General features: G+C 30.0%; 23 protein-coding genes, 2 riboswitches and 2 other annotated features. Of the genes, 3 read left to right on the forward strand and 20 right to left on the reverse strand.

Annotated elements, in window-relative coordinates; genetic code table 11:
• Positions 1–90 precede the first annotated feature (90 nt).
• From gltX to CDLVIII_RS22425, 4 genes are all read right to left on the reverse strand, one after another.
• Positions 91–1,752 (reverse strand): glutamate--tRNA ligase, encoded by a 1,662-nt coding sequence (gltX, locus tag CDLVIII_RS22410; protein WP_009171761.1) that lies wholly within the window; start codon positions 1,750–1,752, stop codon positions 91–93.
• A 61-nt stretch (positions 1,753–1,813) separates the two neighbouring features.
• The gene (locus tag CDLVIII_RS22415) at positions 1,814–2,269 is read right to left on the reverse strand and encodes an 8-oxo-dGTP diphosphatase (RefSeq protein ID WP_009171762.1); all 456 of its coding nucleotides are present in this window, start codon (positions 2,267–2,269) and stop codon (positions 1,814–1,816) included.
• Positions 2,270–2,501: 232 nt separating this feature from the next.
• Positions 2,502–2,730, reverse strand: a binding site (T-box leader).
• Positions 2,731–3,006: 276 nt separating this feature from the next.
• Positions 3,007–4,284: a serine--tRNA ligase gene (serS, locus tag CDLVIII_RS22420; protein WP_009171763.1), complete on the reverse strand. Its 1,278-nt coding sequence runs from the start codon at positions 4,282–4,284 to the stop codon at positions 3,007–3,009.
• A 60-nt stretch (positions 4,285–4,344) separates the two neighbouring features.
• Positions 4,345–4,583 (reverse strand) — a binding site (T-box leader).
• A 297-nt stretch (positions 4,584–4,880) separates the two neighbouring features.
• Positions 4,881–6,260, reverse strand: coding sequence for a transposase family protein (locus CDLVIII_RS22425; RefSeq protein ID WP_009170651.1), 1,380 nt, complete (start codon positions 6,258–6,260; stop codon positions 4,881–4,883).
• 551 nt (positions 6,261–6,811) lie between these two features.
• Here CDLVIII_RS22425 and CDLVIII_RS22430 point away from each other — a divergent pair.
• Together CDLVIII_RS22430 and aguB are read left to right on the forward strand one after the other, a co-directional pair.
• Complete coding sequence (locus CDLVIII_RS22430; protein ID WP_009171764.1) at positions 6,812–7,843, forward strand: agmatine deiminase family protein; 1,032 nt, start codon at positions 6,812–6,814, stop codon at positions 7,841–7,843.
• Between the two features lie 26 nt (positions 7,844–7,869).
• On the forward strand, positions 7,870–8,745 hold the full coding sequence (gene aguB, locus CDLVIII_RS22435; RefSeq protein WP_009171765.1) for an N-carbamoylputrescine amidase: 876 nt from the start codon (positions 7,870–7,872) through the stop codon (positions 8,743–8,745).
• 177 nt (positions 8,746–8,922) lie between these two features.
• Here the strand turns inward: aguB and CDLVIII_RS22440 are convergent, their stop codons facing one another.
• From CDLVIII_RS22440 to CDLVIII_RS22480, 10 genes are all read right to left on the reverse strand, one after another.
• On the reverse strand, positions 8,923–10,095 hold the full coding sequence (locus CDLVIII_RS22440) for a phosphoribosylaminoimidazolecarboxamide formyltransferase (RefSeq protein ID WP_009171766.1): 1,173 nt from the start codon (positions 10,093–10,095) through the stop codon (positions 8,923–8,925).
• Between the two features lie 95 nt (positions 10,096–10,190).
• A riboswitch (ZMP/ZTP riboswitch) is annotated at positions 10,191–10,270 on the reverse strand.
• A 126-nt stretch (positions 10,271–10,396) separates the two neighbouring features.
• Positions 10,397–10,993 (reverse strand): HTH domain-containing protein, encoded by a 597-nt coding sequence (locus CDLVIII_RS22445; RefSeq protein ID WP_009171767.1) that lies wholly within the window; start codon positions 10,991–10,993, stop codon positions 10,397–10,399.
• 301 nt (positions 10,994–11,294) lie between these two features.
• Entirely contained in the window at positions 11,295–12,521 is a 1,227-nt protein-coding gene (locus CDLVIII_RS22450) for an aminopeptidase (protein WP_009171768.1), read from the reverse strand.
• 185 nt (positions 12,522–12,706) lie between these two features.
• Positions 12,707–13,897 (reverse strand): enoyl-ACP reductase FabV, encoded by a 1,191-nt coding sequence (gene fabV, locus CDLVIII_RS22455; RefSeq protein WP_009171769.1) that lies wholly within the window; start codon positions 13,895–13,897, stop codon positions 12,707–12,709.
• 443 nt (positions 13,898–14,340) lie between these two features.
• Positions 14,341–15,078 (reverse strand): glycoside hydrolase family 16 protein, encoded by a 738-nt coding sequence (locus tag CDLVIII_RS22460; protein ID WP_009171770.1) that lies wholly within the window; start codon positions 15,076–15,078, stop codon positions 14,341–14,343.
• Between the two features lie 368 nt (positions 15,079–15,446).
• Complete coding sequence (locus tag CDLVIII_RS32800) at positions 15,447–15,641, reverse strand: AraC family transcriptional regulator (protein ID WP_083825425.1); 195 nt, start codon at positions 15,639–15,641, stop codon at positions 15,447–15,449.
• Positions 15,619–16,074, reverse strand: a complete 456-nt coding sequence (locus CDLVIII_RS22465) for a MarR family transcriptional regulator (RefSeq protein WP_009171771.1) — start codon at positions 16,072–16,074, stop codon at positions 15,619–15,621. Before CDLVIII_RS22465 ends, CDLVIII_RS32800 begins: the two co-directional genes overlap by 23 nt.
• A 25-nt stretch (positions 16,075–16,099) precedes the next feature.
• Positions 16,100–16,723, reverse strand: a complete 624-nt coding sequence (locus CDLVIII_RS22470) for a class I SAM-dependent methyltransferase (protein WP_009171772.1) — start codon at positions 16,721–16,723, stop codon at positions 16,100–16,102.
• Between the two features lie 224 nt (positions 16,724–16,947).
• Entirely contained in the window at positions 16,948–17,424 is a 477-nt protein-coding gene (locus tag CDLVIII_RS22475) for a flavodoxin (RefSeq protein WP_009171773.1), read from the reverse strand.
• 127 nt (positions 17,425–17,551) lie between these two features.
• The gene (locus tag CDLVIII_RS22480) at positions 17,552–18,181 is read right to left on the reverse strand and encodes an HAD family hydrolase (RefSeq protein WP_009171774.1); all 630 of its coding nucleotides are present in this window, start codon (positions 18,179–18,181) and stop codon (positions 17,552–17,554) included.
• 290 nt (positions 18,182–18,471) lie between these two features.
• A riboswitch (guanidine-I (ykkC/yxkD leader) is annotated at positions 18,472–18,569 on the forward strand.
• A 94-nt stretch (positions 18,570–18,663) separates the two neighbouring features.
• Here CDLVIII_RS22480 and CDLVIII_RS22485 point away from each other — a divergent pair.
• Positions 18,664–19,053, forward strand: a complete 390-nt coding sequence (locus CDLVIII_RS22485) for an ACT domain-containing protein (RefSeq protein WP_009171775.1) — start codon at positions 18,664–18,666, stop codon at positions 19,051–19,053.
• Positions 19,054–19,183: 130 nt separating this feature from the next.
• Here the strand turns inward: CDLVIII_RS22485 and CDLVIII_RS22490 are convergent, their stop codons facing one another.
• The 6 genes from CDLVIII_RS22490 to CDLVIII_RS22515 form a co-directional block, all read right to left on the reverse strand.
• A complete protein-coding gene (locus CDLVIII_RS22490; RefSeq protein WP_009171776.1) occupies positions 19,184–19,579 on the reverse strand; it encodes a hypothetical protein in 396 nt (131 codons plus the stop codon).
• Between the two features lie 153 nt (positions 19,580–19,732).
• On the reverse strand, positions 19,733–21,142 hold the full coding sequence (locus tag CDLVIII_RS22495; RefSeq protein WP_009171777.1) for a DHA2 family efflux MFS transporter permease subunit: 1,410 nt from the start codon (positions 21,140–21,142) through the stop codon (positions 19,733–19,735).
• A gap of 134 nt (positions 21,143–21,276) precedes the next feature.
• Positions 21,277–21,852, reverse strand: coding sequence for a TetR/AcrR family transcriptional regulator (locus CDLVIII_RS22500; protein ID WP_009171778.1), 576 nt, complete (start codon positions 21,850–21,852; stop codon positions 21,277–21,279).
• A gap of 181 nt (positions 21,853–22,033) precedes the next feature.
• Positions 22,034–22,564, reverse strand: coding sequence for a glutathione peroxidase (locus CDLVIII_RS22505; RefSeq protein WP_009171779.1), 531 nt, complete (start codon positions 22,562–22,564; stop codon positions 22,034–22,036).
• A 75-nt stretch (positions 22,565–22,639) separates the two neighbouring features.
• Positions 22,640–23,119, reverse strand: coding sequence for a glutathione peroxidase (locus tag CDLVIII_RS22510; protein ID WP_035301890.1), 480 nt, complete (start codon positions 23,117–23,119; stop codon positions 22,640–22,642).
• 357 nt (positions 23,120–23,476) lie between these two features.
• Positions 23,477–24,025, reverse strand: a complete 549-nt coding sequence (locus tag CDLVIII_RS22515) for a GNAT family N-acetyltransferase (protein ID WP_009171781.1) — start codon at positions 24,023–24,025, stop codon at positions 23,477–23,479.
• Between the last annotated feature and the right edge of the window lie 53 nt (positions 24,026–24,078).

Raw genomic sequence — 24,078 nt, forward strand, 5'->3', positions numbered from 1 at the left:
AGCCTAATATTAATCATGCGAAATAAAGAAACATAAAAATAAAGTAAGGCATCTAAAAAAACACCTTACTTTATTTCTTTATTTAACTTGTTATAGTGCTAAAAACTTATCAAATCTTTCTCTAGTATTTTCTTCACCTATAATTTGCATTATAGTATAAATATCAGGTGAATTAGTTCTGTGAGTTAAAGCGGCTCTTACAGCTCCCGCAACATCTGAAATCATACCTTTATATTGATCTGGATTTGCTTTGAATTCTTTTCTATTCGCACAGTATCCAAGTCTAATTCCTATTTCCTTTAAGTCATCAAACCAAGCTTCTTGGCTTTCTACATTAAATTTAAATTCATTTTTATAAGTAGCTACAACTTCTTTTGCTGCTTCTAAGGTTACACCCTTTGGAAGTTCTATTTGTTCTACTGATTCCTTATAGAATAGTTCATCAAAGAAGTAGAAAATCTTATCCTTTACTTCATCCCATTTAGCAAAATCTTTTCTTGGCTTTGGACCTTCTTTATCTATATTAAAGATTTCTTTTGCCATCACTTCATTTTCTGAAACTAATTTGTACATCTCTGCATCAAATTCTTTAGCCCAAGTTATATAGTTATCATAAACATATTCTGCTTTCATTACTGCTATACATTCTTTAGATACATCATTTAATTTAACTAAATCAAATAATGCTCCGCTCTTACCCATCTTTTCTAAATGGATTTCAAATTCATGATAATCAGCCTTAGGATTTTCAGCTCTCCATTCTTCAAAAGTAGAATTAACTATATTAAGTAAGTATTCTACTACTGATACTACTGGGAATCCAACTTCCTTATAATAAGAAACAGCAGCTTCTGCATCTTTTCTCTTTGAAAGCTTTCTCTTTGATCCACCATCCTGCTTCATTATTACTGGAATATGAGCATATCTTGGAGCTTCAAAACCTAAAACTTCAAATAATTGAACATGTATTGGAAGTGATGATAACCATTCTTCTCCTCTTATTACATCTGTAGTTCTCATTAAATAATCATCTATTGCATGAGCAAAGTGGTATGTTGGAAGTCCATCACCTTTTATAAGCACTACATCCTGATTATTCTCTGGGAATGATATATCCCCCTTTATTAGATCATGGAATTCAACTCTTTTTTCAGGATTTCCAGGAGACTTTAATCTTATAATATACTTTTCTCCATTTTCAATTCTCTTTATTGCTTCTTCTTCTGTTATGTTTCTAAATTTAGCATATTCTCCATAGTATCCTGGAGTTATTTTATTAGCCATTTGTCTTTCTCTAAGTTCTGTTAATTCTTCTGGAGTACAAAAATCTGGATAAGCTAAACCTTTTATAAGTAAATCTTTTGCAAAAGTATTATATATATCAGCTCTTTCACTTTGTTTATATGGACCATAATTACCTTTAAAAGTGTCCTGACCTGTCATACCTTCACTAAAATCTAAACCAAAATTATGCATAGTTACTATAGTATCTTCTATTGCACCTTCAACTTCTCTTTTTTGGTCAGTATCCTCTATTCTTAAATAAAAAACTCCTTCAGTTTGACTTGCTAATCTTTCATTTATTAATGCTGAAAATACTCCACCTATATGTTGAAATCCAGTTGGACTTGGTGCGTATCTTGTGACTCTTGCACCAACTTTCAGATTTCTCTTTGGATATTTTTGAATATAATATTCAGGTGTATTTTTAACATTTCCAAATATCATATCTGCTAATTTTTCAAAACTCATTATCTTATCTCTCCTTATCATTCTTCCTTACAAGGTATTATAGGCCCCTTGTTATGGCGATTTATATAAATCTTAATTGACTTTCCCAATGTTCATTCCAAGTTCCAAATCCCTCTGAATACTTTTTCTCTAAAAACATAGGCAACCTCTCTTTAAGACCATCTGATAAATTAAGGTTTAACAAATCATCCTTATCTACCCAAAACACATTACCCTCATCAGTTTTTTCTAATAATTCACCACTAAATACATCTGTTCTATAATTGAATACAAAATATTTGTCACCAGTTTCATCATTATTCCAGTATATGATTCCACATGGCTCTAAATTTGATATTGTTAGCCCTGTTTCTTCTTTGATTTCTCTTATAGTTGACTCTATTAAACTTTCCCCATCTTCTACATGACCTCCTGGAAATGAAATCCTTTTCCAAGATTTAATTCTATCTTGGACTAAAACTTTATTATTTACTTTATCATAAACCATGCACATATTGGTCAATTCTACTTTTGCCACTGTTATAATTTCACCTCCCAAAATTAAAAATAATATTTAATCAAAATTATTTATCCTAAACTCATAAATATACTGCATCTTCAATATCTGTTGCTTTCTCTTTAAACTGAAGCTTATATTTTTTTTAAATTCCAACCCATTCAAAAAAAATCGTCAAGCAGTGCTGATGATAAGACAACGTTATATATATTTTTTTAATTTTTAATATAAAAAAACCTCTCATCCTAAAAACTTCTAGGACGAAAGGCTTAACTTCCGCGTTACCACCTAAATTGATTAAATTAATTAATTTAATCCACTTAATTATCTTTAAGGGAATAACCCCATAAATATACTACGCCAAGTGGCTTTCTATTTATTACTCCAAAGCTTCCTTCAATAGCTCTAAATTCTAGGCTTCCACCCTCCCTAGATCTCTTAAATTTAAAATACTATTTACTCTTCTTTTTCAACACAGTTAATTATATATTAGATTTTATTATTTACAAAATACAAATCAATTATACATTTTGAAAATGTTAATGTAAAGAGATTTTATTATAAATATACAAATAACTCAGATGCTTTTGTTTAATCTATCTGCAATCTAAACATCAATATATATAACTTCACCATCAAATATAATATATATTCATGCAATATGTTTTAATAACTTCAAATTAAAACAAAAAAACTCTGCCAGCATAATAATAAATATACTAGCAGAGGATTCTTTTATTTTTGTATACTATTTTAAATTATTTAATAACTTTCTTTCCACCCATGTATGGTTGAAGAGCAGTTGGAATATTAATAGTTCCATCTTCATTTAAGTTATTTTCAAGGAAGGCAATAAGCATTCTTGGTGGAGCTACCACTGTATTGTTTAATGTATGTGCAAAATATTTTCCATCTGGACCATCTACACGAATCTTTAAACGACGAGCTTGTGCATCACCTAAGTTAGAGCAGCTTCCAACTTCAAAGTATTTCTTTTGTCTAGGAGACCAGGCTTCTACGTCAACTGATTTTACTTTTAAGTCTGCTAAATCACCTGAACAGCATTCTAAAGTTCTTACTGGTATATCTAAAGAACGGAATAAATCAACGGTATTCTTCCATAACTTTTCATACCACATTTTACTTTCTTCCGGCTTGCATACAACAATCATTTCTTGTTTTTCAAATTGGTGAATTCTATATACTCCTCTTTCTTCTATACCATGAGCTCCTTTTTCTTTTCTAAAGCATGGTGAGTAGCTAGTTAATGTATGAGGAAGTGATGTTTCTGGTAATATTGTATCTATGAACTTACCAATCATAGAGTGTTCACTAGTTCCTATTAAATATAGATCTTCGCCTTCAATTTTGTACATCATAGCATCCATTTCTGCAAAACTCATAACACCAGTTACAACTTGGCTACGAATCATGAAAGGTGGAATACAATATGTAAAACCACGATCTATCATAAAGTCCCTTGCGTAAGATATAACAGCAGAATGAAGTCTTGCAATATCTCCCATTAAGTAATAGAAACCATTACCTGCAACCTTTCTTGCACTATCTAAATCAATACCATTGAATTTTTCCATAATTTCTGTATGATATGGAATTTCAAAATCTGGTACAACTGGGTCTCCAAAACGTTCTAATTCTACATTTTGACTATCATCCTTACCTATAGGAACACTTGGATCTATTATGTTAGGAATAACCATCATGATGTTTTTAACTTTTTCTTCTAATTCCTTTTCCTTTATATCTAATTCAGCCATTCTATCTGAATCCGCACTTACTTTTTTCTTTACTTCTTCAGCTTCTTCTTTTTTACCTTGAGCCATTAAACCACCAATTTGTTTAGATAGCTTATTTCTATCAGCCCTCAAAGCTTCTACTTCCTGCTTTACTTTTCTAAGTTCAGCATCTAAATCAATTACTTCATCTACTAAACCTAATTTATTATCTTGAAACTTATTTTTTATGTTTTGTTTAACTATTTCTGGATTCTCTCTTAAAAATTTAATATCTAACATATTTTTCCTCCTGATTAAATAATTATTAATTATAATATAAAAAAACCGTCCCAATATATAAATTGGGACGGAATAATCCGCGTTGCCACCCAAATTGCTGATTCATAATAAAATCAACCACTCGAAATAGTAATATAAAGGTTACTAATCTTTCAGCTTGAACACATGAATTAAATAATCATGTACTTTACCGCTGACAGCTCCAAAAGTGGAAAGATTCAGCCTTTCACCGATTCTCACCATCCATCGGCTCTCTGAAGAAATTCTTAAATCGTAGCTTTTATCATCACTGCTTTTTCATATATTTCTTTATATCAATAACACACAAATAATAAATGTGTATACTGCATCCTTTATTATTATATATACATTTATACTATTTTTCAAGTAAAACCTCAGCGTTAAAGATTAAATTTATTTATGTCGTCCAAATTCTCTTAAAATCCCTTATTTATTTTCAGAAAATTAAGAAAATATATTTCCATCAATTTTTGAAAAAACGCCGTACTAGTTGCGTTGCAACTACGCAAAAAAAATTTAATTAATTTGTTCCATAGTCTTTAAATTTATCACAACCTTTGTTAAAATAATATTTGTTATAAATCGTGTATTTTTATATGCTGATTTAACTGTGATATATCTTCAGATGTTAGAGTGTCTGTTCGAAAGGATTCTAGCATTCTTGAAGATATTTCTTTTATCCCAATTTTTAATTCTTTTAGTGCTGCGCTACCGTTTTCTAGTAGTTGTCTTAATATATCTGAAATCTGAACTAATAAATAATGATTTTTCATGGCCTGATAATATAAACAACACGCATGCTCAATATCATATCTTATATTCTTTTGGTTGTTGAATCCTTCATTTTCTATTTTCCATCTGCTTCTACCAGCGACTACAATTTTAAAAGCATTTCGTTTAGTAACTTGTATATTCGTAACAAAAACAAAGTTTTTGGACGTTTCTTCTTTTGTGCTTTTATCTTTAGATTTCTTGCGAATGTTTTCAGTGAAATCTACTATATTAACAGAGCTATTTTTATATGAAACTTCATTTATATAAGTTAACTTTTGATGTATCTCGTGACTTTTAAAAGTTAAATTAGAGGTGTTTTCATTATTCTCAATATATTTTATGGTTTGAATTTCTTCCCAAAGTGTTTTTGCTCTTCCTTCTTTAAATCTAAAAATAAATTTCCACTTATACTCAGTACATAATTTATAAATTGGTTCACATGCATAAAGACTATCACCTAAAATGCAGATATTAAGCTTTCTAAACTTATATTTCAATTTTTTCATAAGTCTTCTAGCTGCATTTATTTCACAATCTTGTTTGCTAACGCTTTCGTTCTCATTTTCTACAAATTCAGTTAATATACTAAATGTCATATTTCCTAAAATAAGCTTAGCTTCTAATACCGTGTGATAATAAGTTATTCTTTCTATTTCACCAGTATCTTTATTCTTGTGTTCTTTCCTTAAACAATGTTCACAATGTTTTTCCTTAAAGGAAAATAATTGTGAACCATCAATAGCAATGCACCAATGCTTATCTAATAATCGATATTTCTCCAACGACCTTTTTTTGAAAAGCTCTCGTATCATATAATCTCTAATTTTTTCTAATTCAGATACGTCTAATTTTCTCAAAAAGTCATTTATAGTATCATAGTGTGGTATGTCTTCTAACGAGTCATATCCTAATGATTTAGCTATATTATCTATTGCTAAATCATTGTTAAAATCATTTGTCATTCTATTCATGCTAACAATTCCAGAAACATTTTTCATAATAACTACAAACAGTATTATTTCTGGATTATAAGTTATATAACTTTGATTTCTTTTATCTTTCACATTGGCTAATTTCCTATTAAAATCTCTAAAAAAATGCTTTTTTATTTTTGAAAATTCTCCGAAAAAATTTATTTCTTTTTCCATTTCTCTTTTTTGTTTTCTTGTTCTTCTATTCATAACTTTCCCCGCAAACGTAGTAATTTAGGCACTTTTCTTAATTATATTTTATCATAATTCATTACATTTTTGGAGTTTATTTACTCGAAATTAATTCAATCTTTAGAGCTGGTAAAACCTTATCTTTGAATTTAAAACCAATTTAAATGTAATATTAAGGAATGTGAATTATATTATTTTTAAATGTTTTTAATAGTATTATTCGTAAAATCAATTAAAAATATTCCTTTTTATTTATTGATTTTTTAATAAATTCAAATGAAAAATAAAGCTAAATTCACACACTCATTAAATAAAACAGATGTGCTTATTATTTTCACTGTTTCTAAACTAAATGCCCTTCTTCAGTTGAATCTTGACATAAATATGAATGGAAGTTTATTATATGATAGATACTAAATATGTTCTAATTGACAGTTTATATTTAACAATTAACAGTAAATGATGAAATTCAAGTTGAATTTCTTTAAAATTATTAAATATTAATATCTAACTAGAACTTATAACCATAAAACAACCTAAAATAAATTCTTAAAGAAGAGGAGTATTATATGTATCCAAAAGATTTAAATTACAAGATGCCTGCTGAATGGACCACTCATGAGCGTACCTTTATTTCATGGCCTGTTAAAGAATCTATGTGCCATCCTGAAAACCATGAAAGTGTATGTCTTGGATATGCTGAATTCATCAAGGCAATTTCAGAATTTGAACCAGTTACAGTAATTGTGAACCCTGAAGATTTAACTTACGTGCAAAATCATTTTAAAACCTCTAATAATGTAGAATTTCTTTCTATCGAACATAATGATGCATGGCTTCGTGATAATGGTCCAACATTTATAATGAATGATACGCAAAGCTTAGCTGGCGTGAATTGGAACTTTAATGCTTGGGGTGGAAAATATGCTCCTTGGGATTTAGACGACAAAGTAGCAGGAAAAATTCTAGAACATTTCAATGTAGAAAAATTTGATGCACCTTTCATTTTAGAAGGCGGTTCAATTCATGTTGATGGAGAAGGAACTCTGCTTACTACTGAAGAATGCTTACTAAATCCTAATAGAAACCCAGACCTTACTAAGGAACAAATTGAAAATTATTTAAAAGAATATTTAAATATAGAAAAAGTTATCTGGCTAAAAAATGGTTTAGATGGCGATGAAACTGATGGTCACGTAGATAATATAGCCTGCTTTGCAGCTCCAGGGAAAATCCTTATGCAAACCTGCAATGACCATGAAGATAACAATTATAAAATAACCTTAGAAAATCTTGAAATATTAAAAAATTCAACGGATGCCAAAGGCAGAAAGTTTGAAATTATTAAAATTAATCAGCCGCCTAGAACTGAATATAAAGGTGAAAGATTAACTTTAAGCTATTTAAACTTCTACTTTGTAAATGACGGTATTATTTTACCTGTATTTGGCGGTAATGCTAAAGAAGCTGATAAAGCTGCTGCAAAAGTGCTAAGTGAAACCTTCCCTGATAGAAAAATCAGAACGGTAGATGGAATAGCTGTTATTAAAGAAGGTGGGAATATACATTGTACTACTCAGCAGATGCCAGCTTCTAAATAATAAAATAATAAGATGAGGTGATACACATGAGAAAAGTTAAAGTTGCAGCTACCCAAATGAGCTGTTCTTCAAACATCGATGAAAATATTTCTAAAGCTGAAAAATTTGTAAGAGAAGCAGCCGATAAAGGTGCTCAAATAATTTTGCTTCAAGAATTATTTGAAACTCCATATTTTTGTCAAAAAGAAAAATCAGATTATTATATCTACGCTACAGAAGTAGAACAAAATAAAGCTATTAATCACTTTAAGAAAATTGCCAAAGAACTTAAAGTTGTTCTTCCTATCAGTTTTTATGAGAAGAAAAATTATGCAAGATATAATGCCATTGCAATAATCGATGCTGATGGTGAAGTACTTGGTACCTACAGAAAAAGCCATATTCCTGATGGCCCTGGCTATGAAGAAAAATTTTACTTTAATCCAGGAGACACTGGTTTTAAAGTATGGAAAACACGCTATGGTAAAATTGGCGTAGGTATATGCTGGGATCAATGGTATCCAGAAGCAGCTAGATGCATGACTCTTATGGGTGCTGAAATGATATTCTATCCTACTGCTATTGGTTCTGAACCTCAAGATGGATCAATTGATTCAAAAGATCACTGGCAGGCTTGTATGCTTGGTCATGCAGCCGCTAATTTAATTCCTGTAATCGCCTCAAACCGTGTTGGCGTAGAAGAGGATGAAGACTCTAAAATCACCTTCTATGGTTCATCCTTTATTGCAGGACCACAAGGTAATAAAGTTATTGAAGCTAATCGCAGCGAAGAAACAGTATTGGTTGCTGAATTTGATTTAGATGAGCTTGAAACACAACGTATTGAATGGGGAATATTCAGAGATAGACGTCCTGACTTATATAAAATTATTACCTCTTATGATGGAGACTTAATAATTTAGATTTAAACTTAAAATTAAAAGTTCTGCTAAGACAATATTAACTGGATATGCTTAGCGGAACTTTTTTAATATTAATAATAAATGTTATCTGATCTTTAAAAAACTATCTTTAATCTAAAATAATGTACTTCTTTCTATTCTCTGGAACATAATATTTTATTTCTCTACTTTATTAAATTAATGATGGAAAAGTCTTATTCCTGTAAATGCCATAGCTATATTATATTTGTCGCAGATTTCAATTACATTATCATCTCTTATAGATCCACCTGGCTGAGCTATATAAGAAACGCCACTTTTTCTAGCACGTTCTATGTTATCTCCAAAAGGGAAAAATGCATCTGAACCTAAAGATACCTCTGATAATTTTTCAAGCCATATTATCCTTTCTTCTTTGCTTAATGGTTCTGGCTTTTCAGAAAATATATCTTCCCAACCCCCATCACATAATAGATTCATATAATCATCTGAAATATAAACATCTATTGCATTATCTCTATCTGCTCTTTTTATTTCTTTTTTAAAAGGAAGTTTTATAACCTTTGGATTTTGTCTCAAAAACCACGCATCAGCTTTATTTCCAGCCAATCTAGTACAGTGAATTCTTGATTGCTGACCTGCACCAATTCCAATAGCCTGTCCATCTTTTGCATAACATACAGAATTTGATTGTGTATACTTAAGTGTAATTAGAGCTACAATCAAGTCCCTTTTAGCATCGTCAGGTACAATTTTATTTTTAGTAGGCAAATTATTAAATATATCTTGACTTATTTTTACATCATTTCTCTTTTGTTCAAAGGTTACTCCATAGATTTCTCTTGTTTCAATTTCCTTCGGAACATAATTGATATCCATTTGTATTATTAAATACTTACCTTTACGCTTACTTTTCAATATTTTAAGCGCTTTATCAGAATAAGCTGGTGCTATTATTCCATCAGATACCTCTCGTGATAAAAATTTTGCTGTCTGCTCATTGCACTCATCTGACAAAGCTACAAAATCTCCATATGAAGACATTCTATCTGCGCCTCTTGCTCTTATATATGCTGTTGAAATATCTGATAATTCCTCCTCCTCTACAAAATATGCTTTCTTTAAAATTTCAGTTAGGGGAATAGCTACTGCAGCTCCTGCCGGGCTAACATGCTTAAAAGATGCAGCTGCAGCTAAGCCTGTAGCTTCTTTTAATTCTTTTACAAGCTGCCAGCTATTAAATGCATCTAATAAATTTATATATCCTGGAGTCCCATTTAATATTTTTATTGGTAGATTTTCATCCTGAGTAAAAATTCTAGCTGGCTTTTGATTTTGATTACATCCATACTTTAAAATCAATTCTTTCATTATATAATCATTCCTTTCTTAAGATATCAAACATTTTGAAATCATTTTTTCAGACTTTCACTCCTCATTAATACAACAAAAAAGCCCACTATCCAGGCTTTTGCCCAGACGGTCGGCTTTTAAATTGTTATACTTCATGTGGTTTATCCCACTTCCGTCAGTCGTATAACTCTATATATATTAAATACTATTTTTTAACGAATTTGTCAATCTGTAAAGTAATTTTAATTTTAAAAGATTAGTAAATAACTAAGTCACTACTTTTTAGCTGTTTATATTTTTTATTAAGCTGCAGATAATATTAAACCTCATTTGTATCTCGAGCAAATTTCCCATTGCAGAGTTTCCTCATTCCTTCCAGTTCTTCATATGTTACATCAACAAGCTTATTTATTGTTTCATTATCCAATCCGGCTTTTATTGCTTTTATTGTTAAACTCCATTTATCAATACTAGGCTTAAATATAAAATGTAAAAACATGCTTACAGTTGTAATCTTATATTTTGAAGCATCAGAAATTGAAATACCGCCGTTCATAAAATTTATTAATTCATCTTTTTTCACATCTGCCATCCGTGCAATTGTATCAAGTTCTATATTATATTCTGACACTAAGCTATCTATTACTCCTCGATTCCTTTCATCAGGCGTAATTTCAGAAATATAATATAATACAGCTAGTGTACTACTAAACTTTCCTCTATCCTCCACAGATATTTTATTCTTATTTTCATTAAAGTTATTCAAAAACCATGTCTCTACTCCCAAAACCTTTGAAAGAGATTTAACATTCATTTTATATTCTTTAATTAAAAAGTCTAACATCTCTTCATTGCTTTTTCCCACATGACATTTAATTTCTACTTCTTCATTCTTTGTACTATCTTTATTAATCATTATATATTCCTCTTCAAACCAAATAAATATATACATTTACTTAAGTAAACTTATATGCACACCTTCATCAGAAATCACATACATTTTTGTGTAGTAGGCATTTGAAATTTAGCTGTTCTAAGGTTCTTAATGGGAGCTTGTTCCATTTATTGCTTGTCATAAACTTTGCTTTAGGATCATGCAAAAATGTGTACATGCTCCCATTTAGAACCTATCAGCGAAAATTTCATAAGTCCTGTGAAACAAAAATGTATGTAATTTCGGTAAGCTTCCATTTAAATCTATGTTAAAAGTTAGAACTCTATATTACCCAATCTCCATTTTTAAATACTTGAACTTTTTCACCACTCGCAGTTTCTCCGATTATTTCAAGCTCCTCTGAACCTACCATGAAATCTATATGAGTCAACGAATCATTAACTCCCTTTTCTAGAAGTTCTTTTTCTGACATATTATCACTGCCTTTTAAGCAGCTTGGGTATGCCTTACCAAAAGCAAAGTGGCAAGATGCATTTTCATCAAATAATGTATTATAGAATATTAGTCCTGAGTTTGATATAGGTGAGTTATAGCCAACTAAAGCAACTTCTCCTAAATATCTTGCACCTTCATCAGTATCTAAAAGTCCTTTTAATATTTCTTCACCCTTTTCTGCTGTAAAATCAACAATTTTACCATCTTTAAAAGTAAGCTTAAAATTATCTATCAAGTTTCCGCCATAATTTAAAGGTTTTTTACTAGTTACATAGCCATTTACACCATCTCTCTTTGGAAGAGTAAATACTTCTTCTGTTGGCATATTAGCTACAAATCTAACTCCATCTTTAGTATTTTCTGCTCCAGCTAACCACTCATGACCTTCTGGAAGCTCCACAACTAAATCAGTTCCTTCTGATTTATAGTGAAGATACTTGAAACTTTTCTCATTTAAATAGTTTCTTCTATGATCTAATTTTGATATATGTTCTTCCCAAGCAGCAACTGGTGATTCTTTATCAGCTCTCACTATGCTGAATATTGACTGCCAAAGCTTTTCCACTGCTTCTTCCTCTGGCACATTTGGAAATACCTTTTTAGCCCATCCTTTTGTAGGTACTGAAACAACACACCATGAAACTTCATTACTCATCATTGCAGCACTGGCTTTTTTCATAGCTGTGCTGTTTGTCTTAGCTTGAAGTGATATTTTATTAGGATCTATACCACTTAAAAGTTCTGGATCTTCAGCAGCTATACTGATAAATCCGGTTTTCTCTTTTATAAGCTGCTCTCTTTCAAGTGCAAGGTGAATAGGTTCCTTTTCAAAGCTTTCCATTGAAGCTTTATTAAATTTTATTAAAGAAAGTTTTTCATCATTATATCTTACTATTACATTTATAGCCCCTGCTTCATAAGCTTTTTCTGCCATGATTCTAGCAAAATCCGCACATTCAATTGGTGAAGTTATAAATAATTGCTGTTTTTCCTGCAAATTTATTCCTGTTTTAACTACGAGTTCTGCATATTTTTCTAAAATCTTTATATCCATTCCGTCTCCTCCTAGGCTTTCATATTTTAATCTATAGCGCTATTATACCACAACTTCCAGAAAATTATGGCATTTATGCACAATCAAAAAAATAACAGACCAGTATGCTTGCCTAATCAACTATAATCGTAAAATTTAATTTACTTTTTTATTTTTTCCAGTAAATAAAAAAATTATTAATATTATTACATTTCTACACTCGCTATTTTAACATGTTGATCAACTTCATTATCATAATCTATATCAGAATGCCCAAAACCAAACAATTTAAAGAATTCATTTCTAAATTCCTCTATATCACTTAACTTGGTAATATTATCAGTATTAATCTTTTTCCATAGCTCAAAAACTTCTTTTTGAACATCACTTCTTAATTCCAAATCATCCATTCTTATTCTACCTTCATCATCAAGTGAGAAATTACTCTTATATAATTCTTCTGAAAATAACCTATATATCTGCTCTATGCAGCCTTCATCAATACCCTTTTCCTTCATAACCTTAGATAATATAGATATATATAAAGGAACTACAGGAAGTGCCAGACTCGATTGAGTCACTAAAGCCTTATTAACAGATATTACGGCTTTTCCATTAATCTTCTCGAGGTCCTTATTTATTATTTCAGCAGTCTTCTCTAAATCTTTCTTTGCCTTTCCTATAGAACCATTCCTATAAACAGGATATGTGATTTCAGGCCCAATATATGAATATGCTGTTGTAATTGCTCCCTCTGCAAGAACATCTGCAGCTATTAATGAATCAATCCACATCTTCCAGTCTTCTCCACCCATAACGGCAACGGTTTCTCTTACCTCATCTTCATCTGCTGGATTAATTTCCATATCTGATACCTGATAACTATGAAAGTTTACAGTCTTTTCTTTAAATGTTTTTCCAATTGGTTTCAGTACTGACGAGAAGACCTCTCCTGTTACTGGATGTATTCTTTTAGCTGAAGCAATACTATATATTACAAGATCTACTTTTCCCAAATCTTTTTTTATTAGTTTAATAGTTTCTTCCTTTATCTCTTTTGAAAATGCATCTCCATTAATAGTCGCAGAATAATACCCATTTTCACCAGCCTGCTCCTCAAATGATGCTGTATTATACCAGCCAGCTGTAGCTGTCCTACTTTCAGATGCAGACTTTTCAAAAACAACACCAATAGTACTTGCACCAGCACCAAAAGTTGATACAATTCTTGAAGCCAGACCATATCCCGTCGATGCACCAATAACAAGTACGTTTTTCGGACCTTTAATTGGCTTAGCTTCTTTCACATAATTTACTGCCCTCAAAACATTTTTAGCACATCCTTCTGGATGTGCTGTTGTACAAACGAAACCTCTAAATTTAGGATTTATTATCATCCTCTCACTTCCTTACCCATAATTTTATTTTAATTAATAATCTAAACTTTCCTGTTAATTTCATATGATAGATCTATATACTAGCTTTTCCTTTTAACCATTTTTATTTCATAAATAATAAATTATCAATTTACTATTATATTGCTAAGTAATATGATTGTAAACATGGAAAATGTAAACAAAGTATTAAGAAAGTGTTACCAATTAACTTTTTATTTAGAGTAAGTAATAATTCGCTCAGCGGTGGCTTTTATTATACCCTCTAAGGGCACGTTACCAGCAAATGCCTAGTATGTTGCTTCTAAATTAAAAGAACTGGCATATAACTCTTGCCAGTTCTCTCTAAACATCATTTATAACAATTTTCATTTACAATATTTTAATGTATATGTCGCAATTAGAAATTCCCAGATAACTATCTATTACCTAAATAAACTTAAATATTATTGTGGATCATAAGACGCCCAGTCATAATATGCGTTAAGTGGAGTCACTCCATTATAAGAACCTAACCATGAGTCTACCCCTGTTCCTGGCCATAAATTCATCATGATTTTACCAGGGTGAGATGGAATATTACTTGTTGCTCTGTAAACTTCCTTTCCATCTACTAACCATGCAATATAGGTTGGCTGCCAGTTAAAAGCATAAGTATGAAAACTTGTTGAGGCATCAAAACCTAAATTATAAAGGTGCTCATGATTTCCTACACCATTTGTATAATAGTTAAATTGTACCTTCGTTGTATCCTTACCTAAAAACTCAATATCAATTTCATCCCAAGGAGTATTATCTGTTGGTCCTGTATAAGTAAAGAATGAAGAAACTATACCAGTATTTTTTGCGGGTTTCATCCTCACTTGATAAAGTCCATAACCAAAAGTATCATTTGAGCGATATTCTGCACCAGCATATGGCGTAGAACCACCTTGTGTATCTTTATTTAAAGTAAGATCCATAACTCCATTACTGAAATTAATGTTGCTAGCTCTCCAAGTACAATTAAACTGTCCTCCATTAGTCCAGCCGTCTGACTTTGACCAACTTCCTGTAGCATAATCAAAGGCATCACTAAAGTGAGATTTAGTCACTGCAAAAGTCGGCGTTGGAATAAACGCTCCTACTAAAAATGTGCTTACTAGAACTCCTAATACTGCAGCTTTTATTTTTTTCTTCTTCATATATTTTTCCTCCCCTAATTAAATAGTTTATTAAAATCATAATTGATTTTATGCCCCTCATCTTTCTTATTTATTTTTATACTGCCTACAAAATTAGAATAAATAACATTCCTATCTTCACTTTTATACAATATAAGTTTCAATTAAAAATGAATGATGAAATTTTTTCAAAATTTCTAAAACTAATATTTTAGTAGAATGTATTATTCAAGCAGAACTTATAAATATCTAATTTCTATCTATAATCTTATGATATATAAAAAAGTAACTTACTAAAATGGTATAAAATTACGATAAAGTATGAAAAAATTACTGACTTTAAACATTTACATAAAGCAGACAAAAAAGAGACTCTTTTTTAGAATCTCTTACACTTGCATTACATTTTTCTTGTATTCAGCTGGAGTATAACCTGTATGCTGTTTGAATATTGAGCATAAATAATTTTTACTAATATTTAGTTTATTTGCTATAGACGTTAATGTACTATCTTCATCTATATGTTTAAGTACATATTCACATGCTTTATATACTATATTATCACCTTGATTTAAGAGAAATATTTTTTACTATCTTTCTTACAAGCACTAAAAACGCTTCTCTTTCTTCATATGTATCTAAAAAACTTATTACTTTTCCATAAATCTCTTCTTCAAATTTTACATGCTCTTTCTGAACTTCCATTCCTTTTTCAGTAAGCTCCAGTTTATATGATCTTCTATCTTTCTTACTAATTGCTCTAACTATAATATCATTCTTTTCTAATCTATCTATTATGCTGGTTAATGTACTTTTAGGAATATTTAATACATCTACTATATCTCTTATGATCACTTCTTCTTTTTCAGAAATAATCCTAATTATAGATAACTCATTTGTACTAAAGACTTGTATGCTCGGATATTTTGCTTCTATGTCTTTATAATTTGCTTCCATAAACATACTATGCCATAATGCATTAAACTCATTAACTTGTCTTTTGAATCCTTTATCCATAATAATTCTCACTCCAAAATTTTTATTATTTTATTTTAGCATTAATTGCAAAACTCTTCCAATTAATCTTTTTAAAGTCAAATGGCTCAAAACCACACTCTACCAGTAGTTTTTTTATTTCCTTTTCCGAATATATATAATAATCGCCTTTATCTGATGATTTTAAAAGCATATTTATAATTGGTTTACAAAGTGCTGGTGCCGTTGGATCTCCAATAATCAATATACCATCATTACTTAAAACTCTTCGCATATCAGATAAAACTTTTTCTGGATTTGGATAATGATGAAAGGATGCATTACATACTATAACATCAAAAAAATTATCTTTCCATGGTATATATTCAGAATCTCCAACTTTAAGTTCTACTGCATCGCCAAGATTTTTCTTAGCAGTTTCAATCATTTTTTCAGAAATATCTAAGCCATATAAATTAAAATTTTTGTTTGCTGCAAGTCTAATTAATACATTTCCTGTACCGCATCCTACATCTAATATTCTTTTCGGATCTGCTTTAATTATTCTTTTTACAATTTCACCATACATTGGTGCTACAAATTTTCCATCACCTTTCTCATCATAGATTGAAGCCTGCTTATTATAGGTCACTTTTGAGTTTTCCTTAAAAATATTTTTATTGCTTTCCATATCAAAGCCTCCAATAAATATAATTCGATTTTAATATAGTACTGCATTCGTACTATACTTTTATAGTACTACTTCCGAGAGGCAAATTCAACCATATTTTTATATGTTTTTCCAAATACAAACTTGCTTTTATTGCATAAAAATAACGTTAATAATATTATTAAATATCATTAACGCTATAATTACTTTACACATATCTTCTTATCAAATTTTAAACATTTACCCTAATTAATAATTTTTCTTATCCATTCCTTTAATTTATCGCTTTTTTCTGATTCTGTACTAGAATCTGCAAATTCAATTTTTCCGAGTATAGTATTATCTTTTAAAGCAGCTTCTAATTTATCAAAACATTTTTGAGCTCCGCCGCCACCATGACAGGCAAAAAATGCAAGATTCTTATGAGCTATCTTATTCTCAGAGATAAAGGTATTTATTGGTGGTGCATATGTTCCAGCCCAAACGGGTGTCCCGATAAATATTGTGTCATACTCACTTAGATCTTGAATTTTATTTTTTAAAGCAGGCTGCTTTTTAAATAAGGCACCCATACCTCCAAACAAATATTTTTTGATTCCACTTTTAGGATATTCCTCTACTGGCTTTAATTCAAGCAACTCACATTTTAATTTCTCTGCTATAATATCTGCTATGAATTTTGTATGCTCTTCCAATGAATAAAAAACTACCAACCCTTTCATTTCATCACTCCCAATAAAATAATTTCTAATATTCTACTTTATCCTATTGATTATTTTCTTAATTATGATATATACTCTTTATAAAAACATTTTAACCATAAAAAATATAAAATACCAGTAAGATACTTTATATTTTTAGATTTAATATATCTTCAAATTTATCTATAACATAGTCATATTCTTGAACGTTACCAAAACCATACTTTGCATAAACAAATTTTACTTTGGCAGCTTTTGCTCCCTCCAAATCTCCATTAGTATCGCCTATGTATATTGAATTTTTAAAACCATTTCTCTCTATTACAAGTTTTATATTTTCTCCTTTTTTTAATCCAGTTGCTCCTGAAGATTCAAAGTCAACAAAATATTTAGCTAAGTTATGTGCTTTAAAAAAACATTCAACATATCCTTCTTGGCAGTTACTTACAATAAACAACTTATATTTTTGTGATAATTCTTTAAGGGTTTCCTCTACTTTAGGAAATAATAATCCACCACGCTTTCCTAAGTATTTCAGCTCATTTTCACATACTTCTTCCATTAGCTTCATCCTCAATGCTTCATCTAAATCTGGAAATAGTTTTTTCCCTATATCCTCATTTACTAATCCCATACACCCCTTTATTTCCTCATAAGTTACTATCTTTTTCTTTACCTTTGAATGCTTTTTTAAAACTTCTTTCCAAGCTTCACAAACACCATCTATTGCATCCCAAAGAGTTCCATCTAAATCAAATCCAATGCTATCTATCTCCATATCATTACTCCTCCAATCTAGCCTGTGAAATTTAAAATTATGATTACTTATTAAATTTATTTAAATATTATCACAATGCTTAATATTAATCTATTTTTACAAATATTTTTAAATATCATATGCCTGTAGGGACTTCAATCTTAATAATCATATTGGCTCTTATAATAAACTTATTATGCTCTATAATTATCACTAACAGGAAGGAATCAAAAAATTGCATTTCTAAACAACATTGCTTAAAATCTCACCTTATGGTACTATTTATTAAAAGTATTTTAAATTTTATAATGCATATAGTTTTCTAGGGTTCCACAGTGTTTTACTGGTTTGGTCCAAGAGAAAACGCACAAGAATATTGTGTACACGGAAGGATAAAAGCCTGGGAGAATTAAATAAAATTCTCTTTAGGCTTTTTTTATTTTTGAATATGTCTCATAAAACAAATTCAATATATTTACACGCTGAAAGGATGGAAGTAAAATATGTCAGAAAATAAATTAATACTACAGCTATTAAAAGAAAAATATGGAGTTTGCAGGTTAGCTGAAGCTTCTTCAATTCCAGAATGGGCAAAAACTAGTGATTTCTTTTCCATAACTAAAACATATGACGAGCTATCAATTGTATGTGTTGAAGCCAATATTCCTAAAGATATAAAATGCGAGAAAGACTGGAGAATTTTAAAAGTTGAAGGACAGCTAGACTTTTCACTAATCGGCATACTCTCTGAGATCAGCACAATATTAGCTCAAAATAAAATAAGTATATTTGCCATTTCTACCTATGATACTGACTATATACTTGTTAAAGATAAGGATGTTCAAAATGCTGTAACAGCTTTAATGAATAAAGGATACGAAGTTCTAACCTAAAAACTTTATTGTTTAGGCATATGAAAGAAAATAACAATTTCAAATATGAAGGCGGCTTAACTTGTTATTTTTCTAATAATGCCTTATAAAGAGACAGTGTAGAAACTGCCTCTATAACTATAGGTATCTATTAATAATAATAAGGATAATATACATATGGTGGAGCAACATAAGGATAAGGCAATAATGACAAAGCTGCTAATCCAGCAAGAGGAAATGCTTGTCTTCTAAAACGTCTATACCTCATTGGAGGACGATAATTATAATACTGTCTTTCCTGATATTGATAGTATTCAGAGTCATTTTGTTGATATTGATAATACTGAGGATCTCCTCCTCCTCCGCTATTATCCATTACATCCTCAGCAACCATAATGATAATTTTATCAGAATCCACACTTTCAATAATTCCATCTAAAGTTTTTCCATCTGTCATGGTTAATTTGACATGATAATTCATACATTTTTTACATTTATCATGCATTCCTCTTGAATCTCTATAAGTATCTTCTTGTTCAAATTCCATTTATTTCAACATCTCCTTTCGAATATTATGATATTCATTTATTAGGAGAACTGTACCTCTAAATTAGAAAATTATACGCAAAAATAATTTTGAATTTGCAGAATGTTTAGCTTTTATATTTGACTATTTTTCATTTTACAATTTTAAACTCCATTATTTTTTCTCCCCTAATCTTAAAGCAAAAGACAAACAAAATCCAACTAGAACAATTCCAACTGCAACCAATGTTGCAGATCTAAATCCTACCGAAATTGCTGTCTGCTCGTCAATTCCACTTCTTAACGCTTTCAACTGTGAAGCTGACATAATCCCTACGAATAATGAAGAGCCAATAGCTGCTGATATCTGCTGAAAAGTATTTAGTATTGCTACTCCATGTGGATAAGCTTCTGGTGGCAATTGATTAAGAGAACTTGTCTGGCAAGGAGACATAGTAATCCCTACTCCAATACACACCACTACATATGAAATTATAATCTTTATCAGCACCGTATCATTATTTGCTTTTGATAAAAACCACAGTGCAATAAGAATTATAAAAAAGCCTGTTGGTATTAATACTTTCACACCAAATTTATCATAAATTGTACCACCTATAGGTGTTACAAAACCATTTGCAAGAGCTGCTGGAAGCAATGCCATTGCTGCTACAAAAGTTGTTGTCTTAAGTGCTCCCTGTAAAAACATCGGCAGCATTACATTCATAGTGAACATGGTCATCATAGAAATCATAACAAGTGCTACTCCAATTGAAAATAAAGGATATTTAAAGGTACGCATTTCAAGCATTGGTTCTTTTAAGACTAATTGTCGCTTTCCAAATATAATCAACGCTATAATTCCAACAATAAAAATTATACCGACCACTTTAATATCTCCATTGTCACTGAAACCACTTATACCATATATAATTCCTCCTACCCCAATGCTTGATAATAAAATTGATATTATATCAATTTTAGGTTTTGTAAGGCTAGATACATTAATCAGATATATATAAGCCAAAATCATGGCTAATACTATAAATGGAATTAGTATTACGAATAATGCATGCCAGCTAAAATATTGTAATATAATTCCTGCTGCAGTTGGTCCTAATGCTGGTCCAAGAGAAATGGCAGCCCCGCATATGCCCATTGCTGACCCATGTTTCTCTGGTGGTGTTATAGTTAATACTGTATTCATCATAAGTGGAATCATCATTCCAGTCCCTGAAGCTTGCAACATCCTTGAGATAAGCAGCATTGTAAAAGACCCTGAAAGTGCTGCACTGATTGTCCCAATTAACAGTAAGGTCATTGCTCCTAAATATAACTCCTTTGTTTTAAAGGATTGAATCAAAAAAGCCGTGACTGGTACCATTACCGACACTACTATCATATATCCTGTAATTATCCATTGTATTATTCCTGGGGTAACATTCATTTCCTTCATTAAAGTATTTAACGCGACGTTTAATATAGTCTCATTAAATACTGATATAAATGCACTAAATACTAATATTCCTATAATTATTTTTGCATTGATTTTTACTTCAGATTTTGCTGTTATTGGTACATCCATTATCTTTCTTTTCCTCCTTACTTTTTAGACCAGTCTATATAATTATATTTTTTTAAATGGTCTATTTCAAAAGCATTATATTATCATTTTGAAATAGACTATTAATGACATAAATTATTTTAGCTTAATATCATTTACTCACTATAATTTATTATTTTAGGAATTTGTTTAGCTATTAATCTAAGCGGATTACCATTTTTTCTAGTTAAAGCCAATGTGATTCCACCTTCTGTCATGGCTCCGATTACAGCACTTAGCTCATAAGCTTTTTCTTTATCAATCCCAATTTCAATTAATTTTTCAGCATAAGTTCTCTCTAAAACATCAAAAATTTCTTCACATGCCTTCCTTAAATTTTCACTGGTTAAATAAGTTTCCAAAGCAATTAAACTAATAGACATATCTCTAGTTTTTTGTTCATTATCAATTACTTTTGCTAAATGTTCTAAATTATTCATAACTCCTTGAATAGGATCTTCAGCATTTTTTAGATTTTCTTTTAAATTAAGTGTTATCTTTTTTCCAGCTGAAATTATTGCTTCTAGTGCAAGCTGTTCTTTACCTTTAGGAAAATGGTAATATAATGATCCCTTTGGTGCTCCACTCTCTGCTAGGATTTCATTCAAACCTGTCGCATTATAGCCTTTCACTTCAAAAAGCTTTGAAGCAGTTTCTATAAATTTTTCCTTTGTATTTTTTTTATCGTTCATATCAATACCTTCTTAATAAAATTATAGTGACTGGTCTATATCTTAATACTATATCTGATTCTTTTGATTCTGTCAATAATTTCTCTTTTGTGCTTTACAATGCGTTTTTAAATATAAAAAGCAATAAACCTTTTGTTTATCGCTTTTTATATTTGTTATTAATTTGTTGCTTTATTTAAGCTTAAAGTAATTTTTCGATTGCTTCTTCTAACTTTTCTGGCTCAAATGTTGGGGCATATCTTGCAACTACATTTCCAGCTTTATCTACTAAGAATTTTGTAAAATTCCATTTTATATCGTCTCCAGTTGTATTAAAGCCTTTTTCTGATAAAAATTTATATAAGCCTTCTGATGCTTCATCTTCAGCCGCTTTTGGTGCTTCCTTCTTTAAAAACTTATATAGGTCAGCTGCATTTTCACCATTTACATCTATTTTAGCAAAAGTTTCAAATGTAGTATTATATTTAAGCTGACAGAAGCTTGCAATTTCTTCATTACTTCCTGGTGCCTGCTCAAAGAATTGATTACATGGGAGATCTAAGATTTCTAATCCTTTGTCTTTATATTTATCATATATCTTTTGAAGACCTTCATATTGAGGGGTAAATCCACAGCCTGTAGCTGTATTAACTATTAATAATACTTTTCCCTTATAATTATTTAATGAGACCTCGTCACCTTTTATATTTTTTACCTTATAATCATATATCATAATATATCTCTCCTTTATAAATATTATTATCTGACAATTTATTTAAGTGAAAATTTCACCATATAACAAATTTATTTATTGTTGCAGCAACTTTTCTATATCACCTTTTAACTTTAATGGAGTTGTTATTGGTGCATATCTTTTTACTACATTACCTTCTGAATCTATTAAAAACTTAGCAAAGTTCCATTTAATTTCTTTATTTAAAATGCCTTTAGCCTCATTTTTTAAATATTTATATAGTGGATGTGCATTATCTCCATTTACATCGATTTTTTCAAACATTGTAAAACTAACTCCATAATTGATTAAACAAAATTCACTAATTTCCTTATTAGTTCCTGGGTCCTGCTTAGCAAATTGATTACATGGAAATCCCAAGATTTCAAAGCCTCTATCTTTATATTCTTTATAAAGTTCTTCTAATTCTTTAAACTGAGGTGTTAAACCACATTTACTGGCTGTATTCACTACTAAAACTACCTTGCCTTTATACTCTTCCATCTTTATTTCTTGACCATTCATCTTATTTGCTGAAAAATCGTAAAACCTCATGTTGATCATTTCACTCCTTATTCATACTTTGAATTGATGTAAATTTAATTTTATTCAACATAATTATTTAAAAATAATGAAATTCTTCACAGGAATTTCAAATGAGTGTTTTATATAAAGAACATTCTATTTTTATAAATTAAATTGCTCTCAATTAATTTATAAACTAAGTATATACTCTATAATTTTAAATGTCAACCTTAATCTCATTAACTTCTTAAAATATATTCTCCATAAAATCAATAATTATTCATAGTTATAATCCTAGTTCATCTAGGTGACTCTATTATTCATTCCATTAATAAAGAGTCACCTGCTTAAAGATTTTATTATTAAAAGTATCATTTAACTCTAGACTTAAATTTCCCTGCAGTAATAATCATCATATCCCATCACTTTTTTGTAAACAGGCTTAAATCCTGCTTTCTTTAAAGCACAAATACGTTCTTCAGCCTTTTGAATTGCTTTAGTAAGTATCCCCTTAACCTCAAATGCTTCGAAAAAATACTCATTTGATATAGCTAATATATCTTCAATTATAGATTGAATCTCATACTTACTTTGAAGATCAATCCTTAAAATACCATAATGATTAAACTCATCATCTGCATTCCTATGAAACATTTCTATAGTTCCAATCTTTTTATTCATACCCTTTAAAATTATCGTCCATCTTACGAATTCCTCATTCTTATAGGAAACTTCCCAAAACTCAATAGCCTGTCTCATTCGTTCTATTGTTGTGTAATTAAAATTATCTCCATTGCAGTTATCTGAATTAAATAATGGAACAGCCTTTTCATCACTATAACATTCAAGTAATTCTTCTAAATCCTCATTGTTTGTCTTTCTTAATGTAATTAATCCTTTTCCATATACTGGACATTCTTCATAAACACTTTTCATGATACTAACTCCCCTCTGTTTTTTCTATAGATAAACACACTACTTGTTTAAGC

The organism is Clostridium sp. DL-VIII, assembly GCF_000230835.1.
GTDB lineage: Bacteria > Bacillota > Clostridia > Clostridiales > Clostridiaceae > Clostridium.

Coding starts and splice junctions, on each gene's coding strand:
- aguB (WP_009171765.1), top strand. CDS start 7,870: ATGAGAAAAGTTAAAGTTGCAGCTACCCAAATGAGCTGTTCTTCAAAC.
- CDLVIII_RS22480 (WP_009171774.1), bottom strand. CDS start 18,181: ATGGAGATAGATAGCATTGGATTTGATTTAGATGGAACTCTTTGGGAT.
- CDLVIII_RS22495 (WP_009171777.1), bottom strand. CDS start 21,142: ATGGATGTACCAATAACAGCAAAATCTGAAGTAAAAATCAATGCAAAA.
- CDLVIII_RS22465 (WP_009171771.1), bottom strand. CDS start 16,074: ATGGATAAAGGATTCAAAAGACAAGTTAATGAGTTTAATGCATTATGG.
- CDLVIII_RS22500 (WP_009171778.1), bottom strand. CDS start 21,852: ATGAACGATAAAAAAAATACAAAGGAAAAATTTATAGAAACTGCTTCA.
- CDLVIII_RS22440 (WP_009171766.1), bottom strand. CDS start 10,095: ATGAAAGAATTGATTTTAAAGTATGGATGTAATCAAAATCAAAAGCCA.
- CDLVIII_RS22430 (WP_009171764.1), top strand. CDS start 6,812: ATGTATCCAAAAGATTTAAATTACAAGATGCCTGCTGAATGGACCACT.
- CDLVIII_RS22470 (WP_009171772.1), bottom strand. CDS start 16,723: ATGGAAAGCAATAAAAATATTTTTAAGGAAAACTCAAAAGTGACCTAT.
- fabV (WP_009171769.1), bottom strand. CDS start 13,897: ATGATAATAAATCCTAAATTTAGAGGTTTCGTTTGTACAACAGCACAT.
- CDLVIII_RS22505 (WP_009171779.1), bottom strand. CDS start 22,564: ATGATATATGATTATAAGGTAAAAAATATAAAAGGTGACGAGGTCTCA.
- CDLVIII_RS22515 (WP_009171781.1), bottom strand. CDS start 24,025: ATGAAAAGTGTTTATGAAGAATGTCCAGTATATGGAAAAGGATTAATT.
- CDLVIII_RS22445 (WP_009171767.1), bottom strand. CDS start 10,993: ATGATTAATAAAGATAGTACAAAGAATGAAGAAGTAGAAATTAAATGT.
- CDLVIII_RS22510 (WP_035301890.1), bottom strand. CDS start 23,119: ATGAGGTTTTACGATTTTTCAGCAAATAAGATGAATGGTCAAGAAATA.
- CDLVIII_RS22485 (WP_009171775.1), top strand. CDS start 18,664: ATGTCAGAAAATAAATTAATACTACAGCTATTAAAAGAAAAATATGGA.
- CDLVIII_RS22475 (WP_009171773.1), bottom strand. CDS start 17,424: ATGAAAGGGTTGGTAGTTTTTTATTCATTGGAAGAGCATACAAAATTC.
- gltX (WP_009171761.1), bottom strand. CDS start 1,752: ATGAGTTTTGAAAAATTAGCAGATATGATATTTGGAAATGTTAAAAAT.
- CDLVIII_RS22425 (WP_009170651.1), bottom strand. CDS start 6,260: ATGAATAGAAGAACAAGAAAACAAAAAAGAGAAATGGAAAAAGAAATA.
- serS (WP_009171763.1), bottom strand. CDS start 4,284: ATGTTAGATATTAAATTTTTAAGAGAGAATCCAGAAATAGTTAAACAA.
- CDLVIII_RS22460 (WP_009171770.1), bottom strand. CDS start 15,078: ATGAAGAAGAAAAAAATAAAAGCTGCAGTATTAGGAGTTCTAGTAAGC.
- CDLVIII_RS22450 (WP_009171768.1), bottom strand. CDS start 12,521: ATGGATATAAAGATTTTAGAAAAATATGCAGAACTCGTAGTTAAAACA.
- CDLVIII_RS22490 (WP_009171776.1), bottom strand. CDS start 19,579: ATGGAATTTGAACAAGAAGATACTTATAGAGATTCAAGAGGAATGCAT.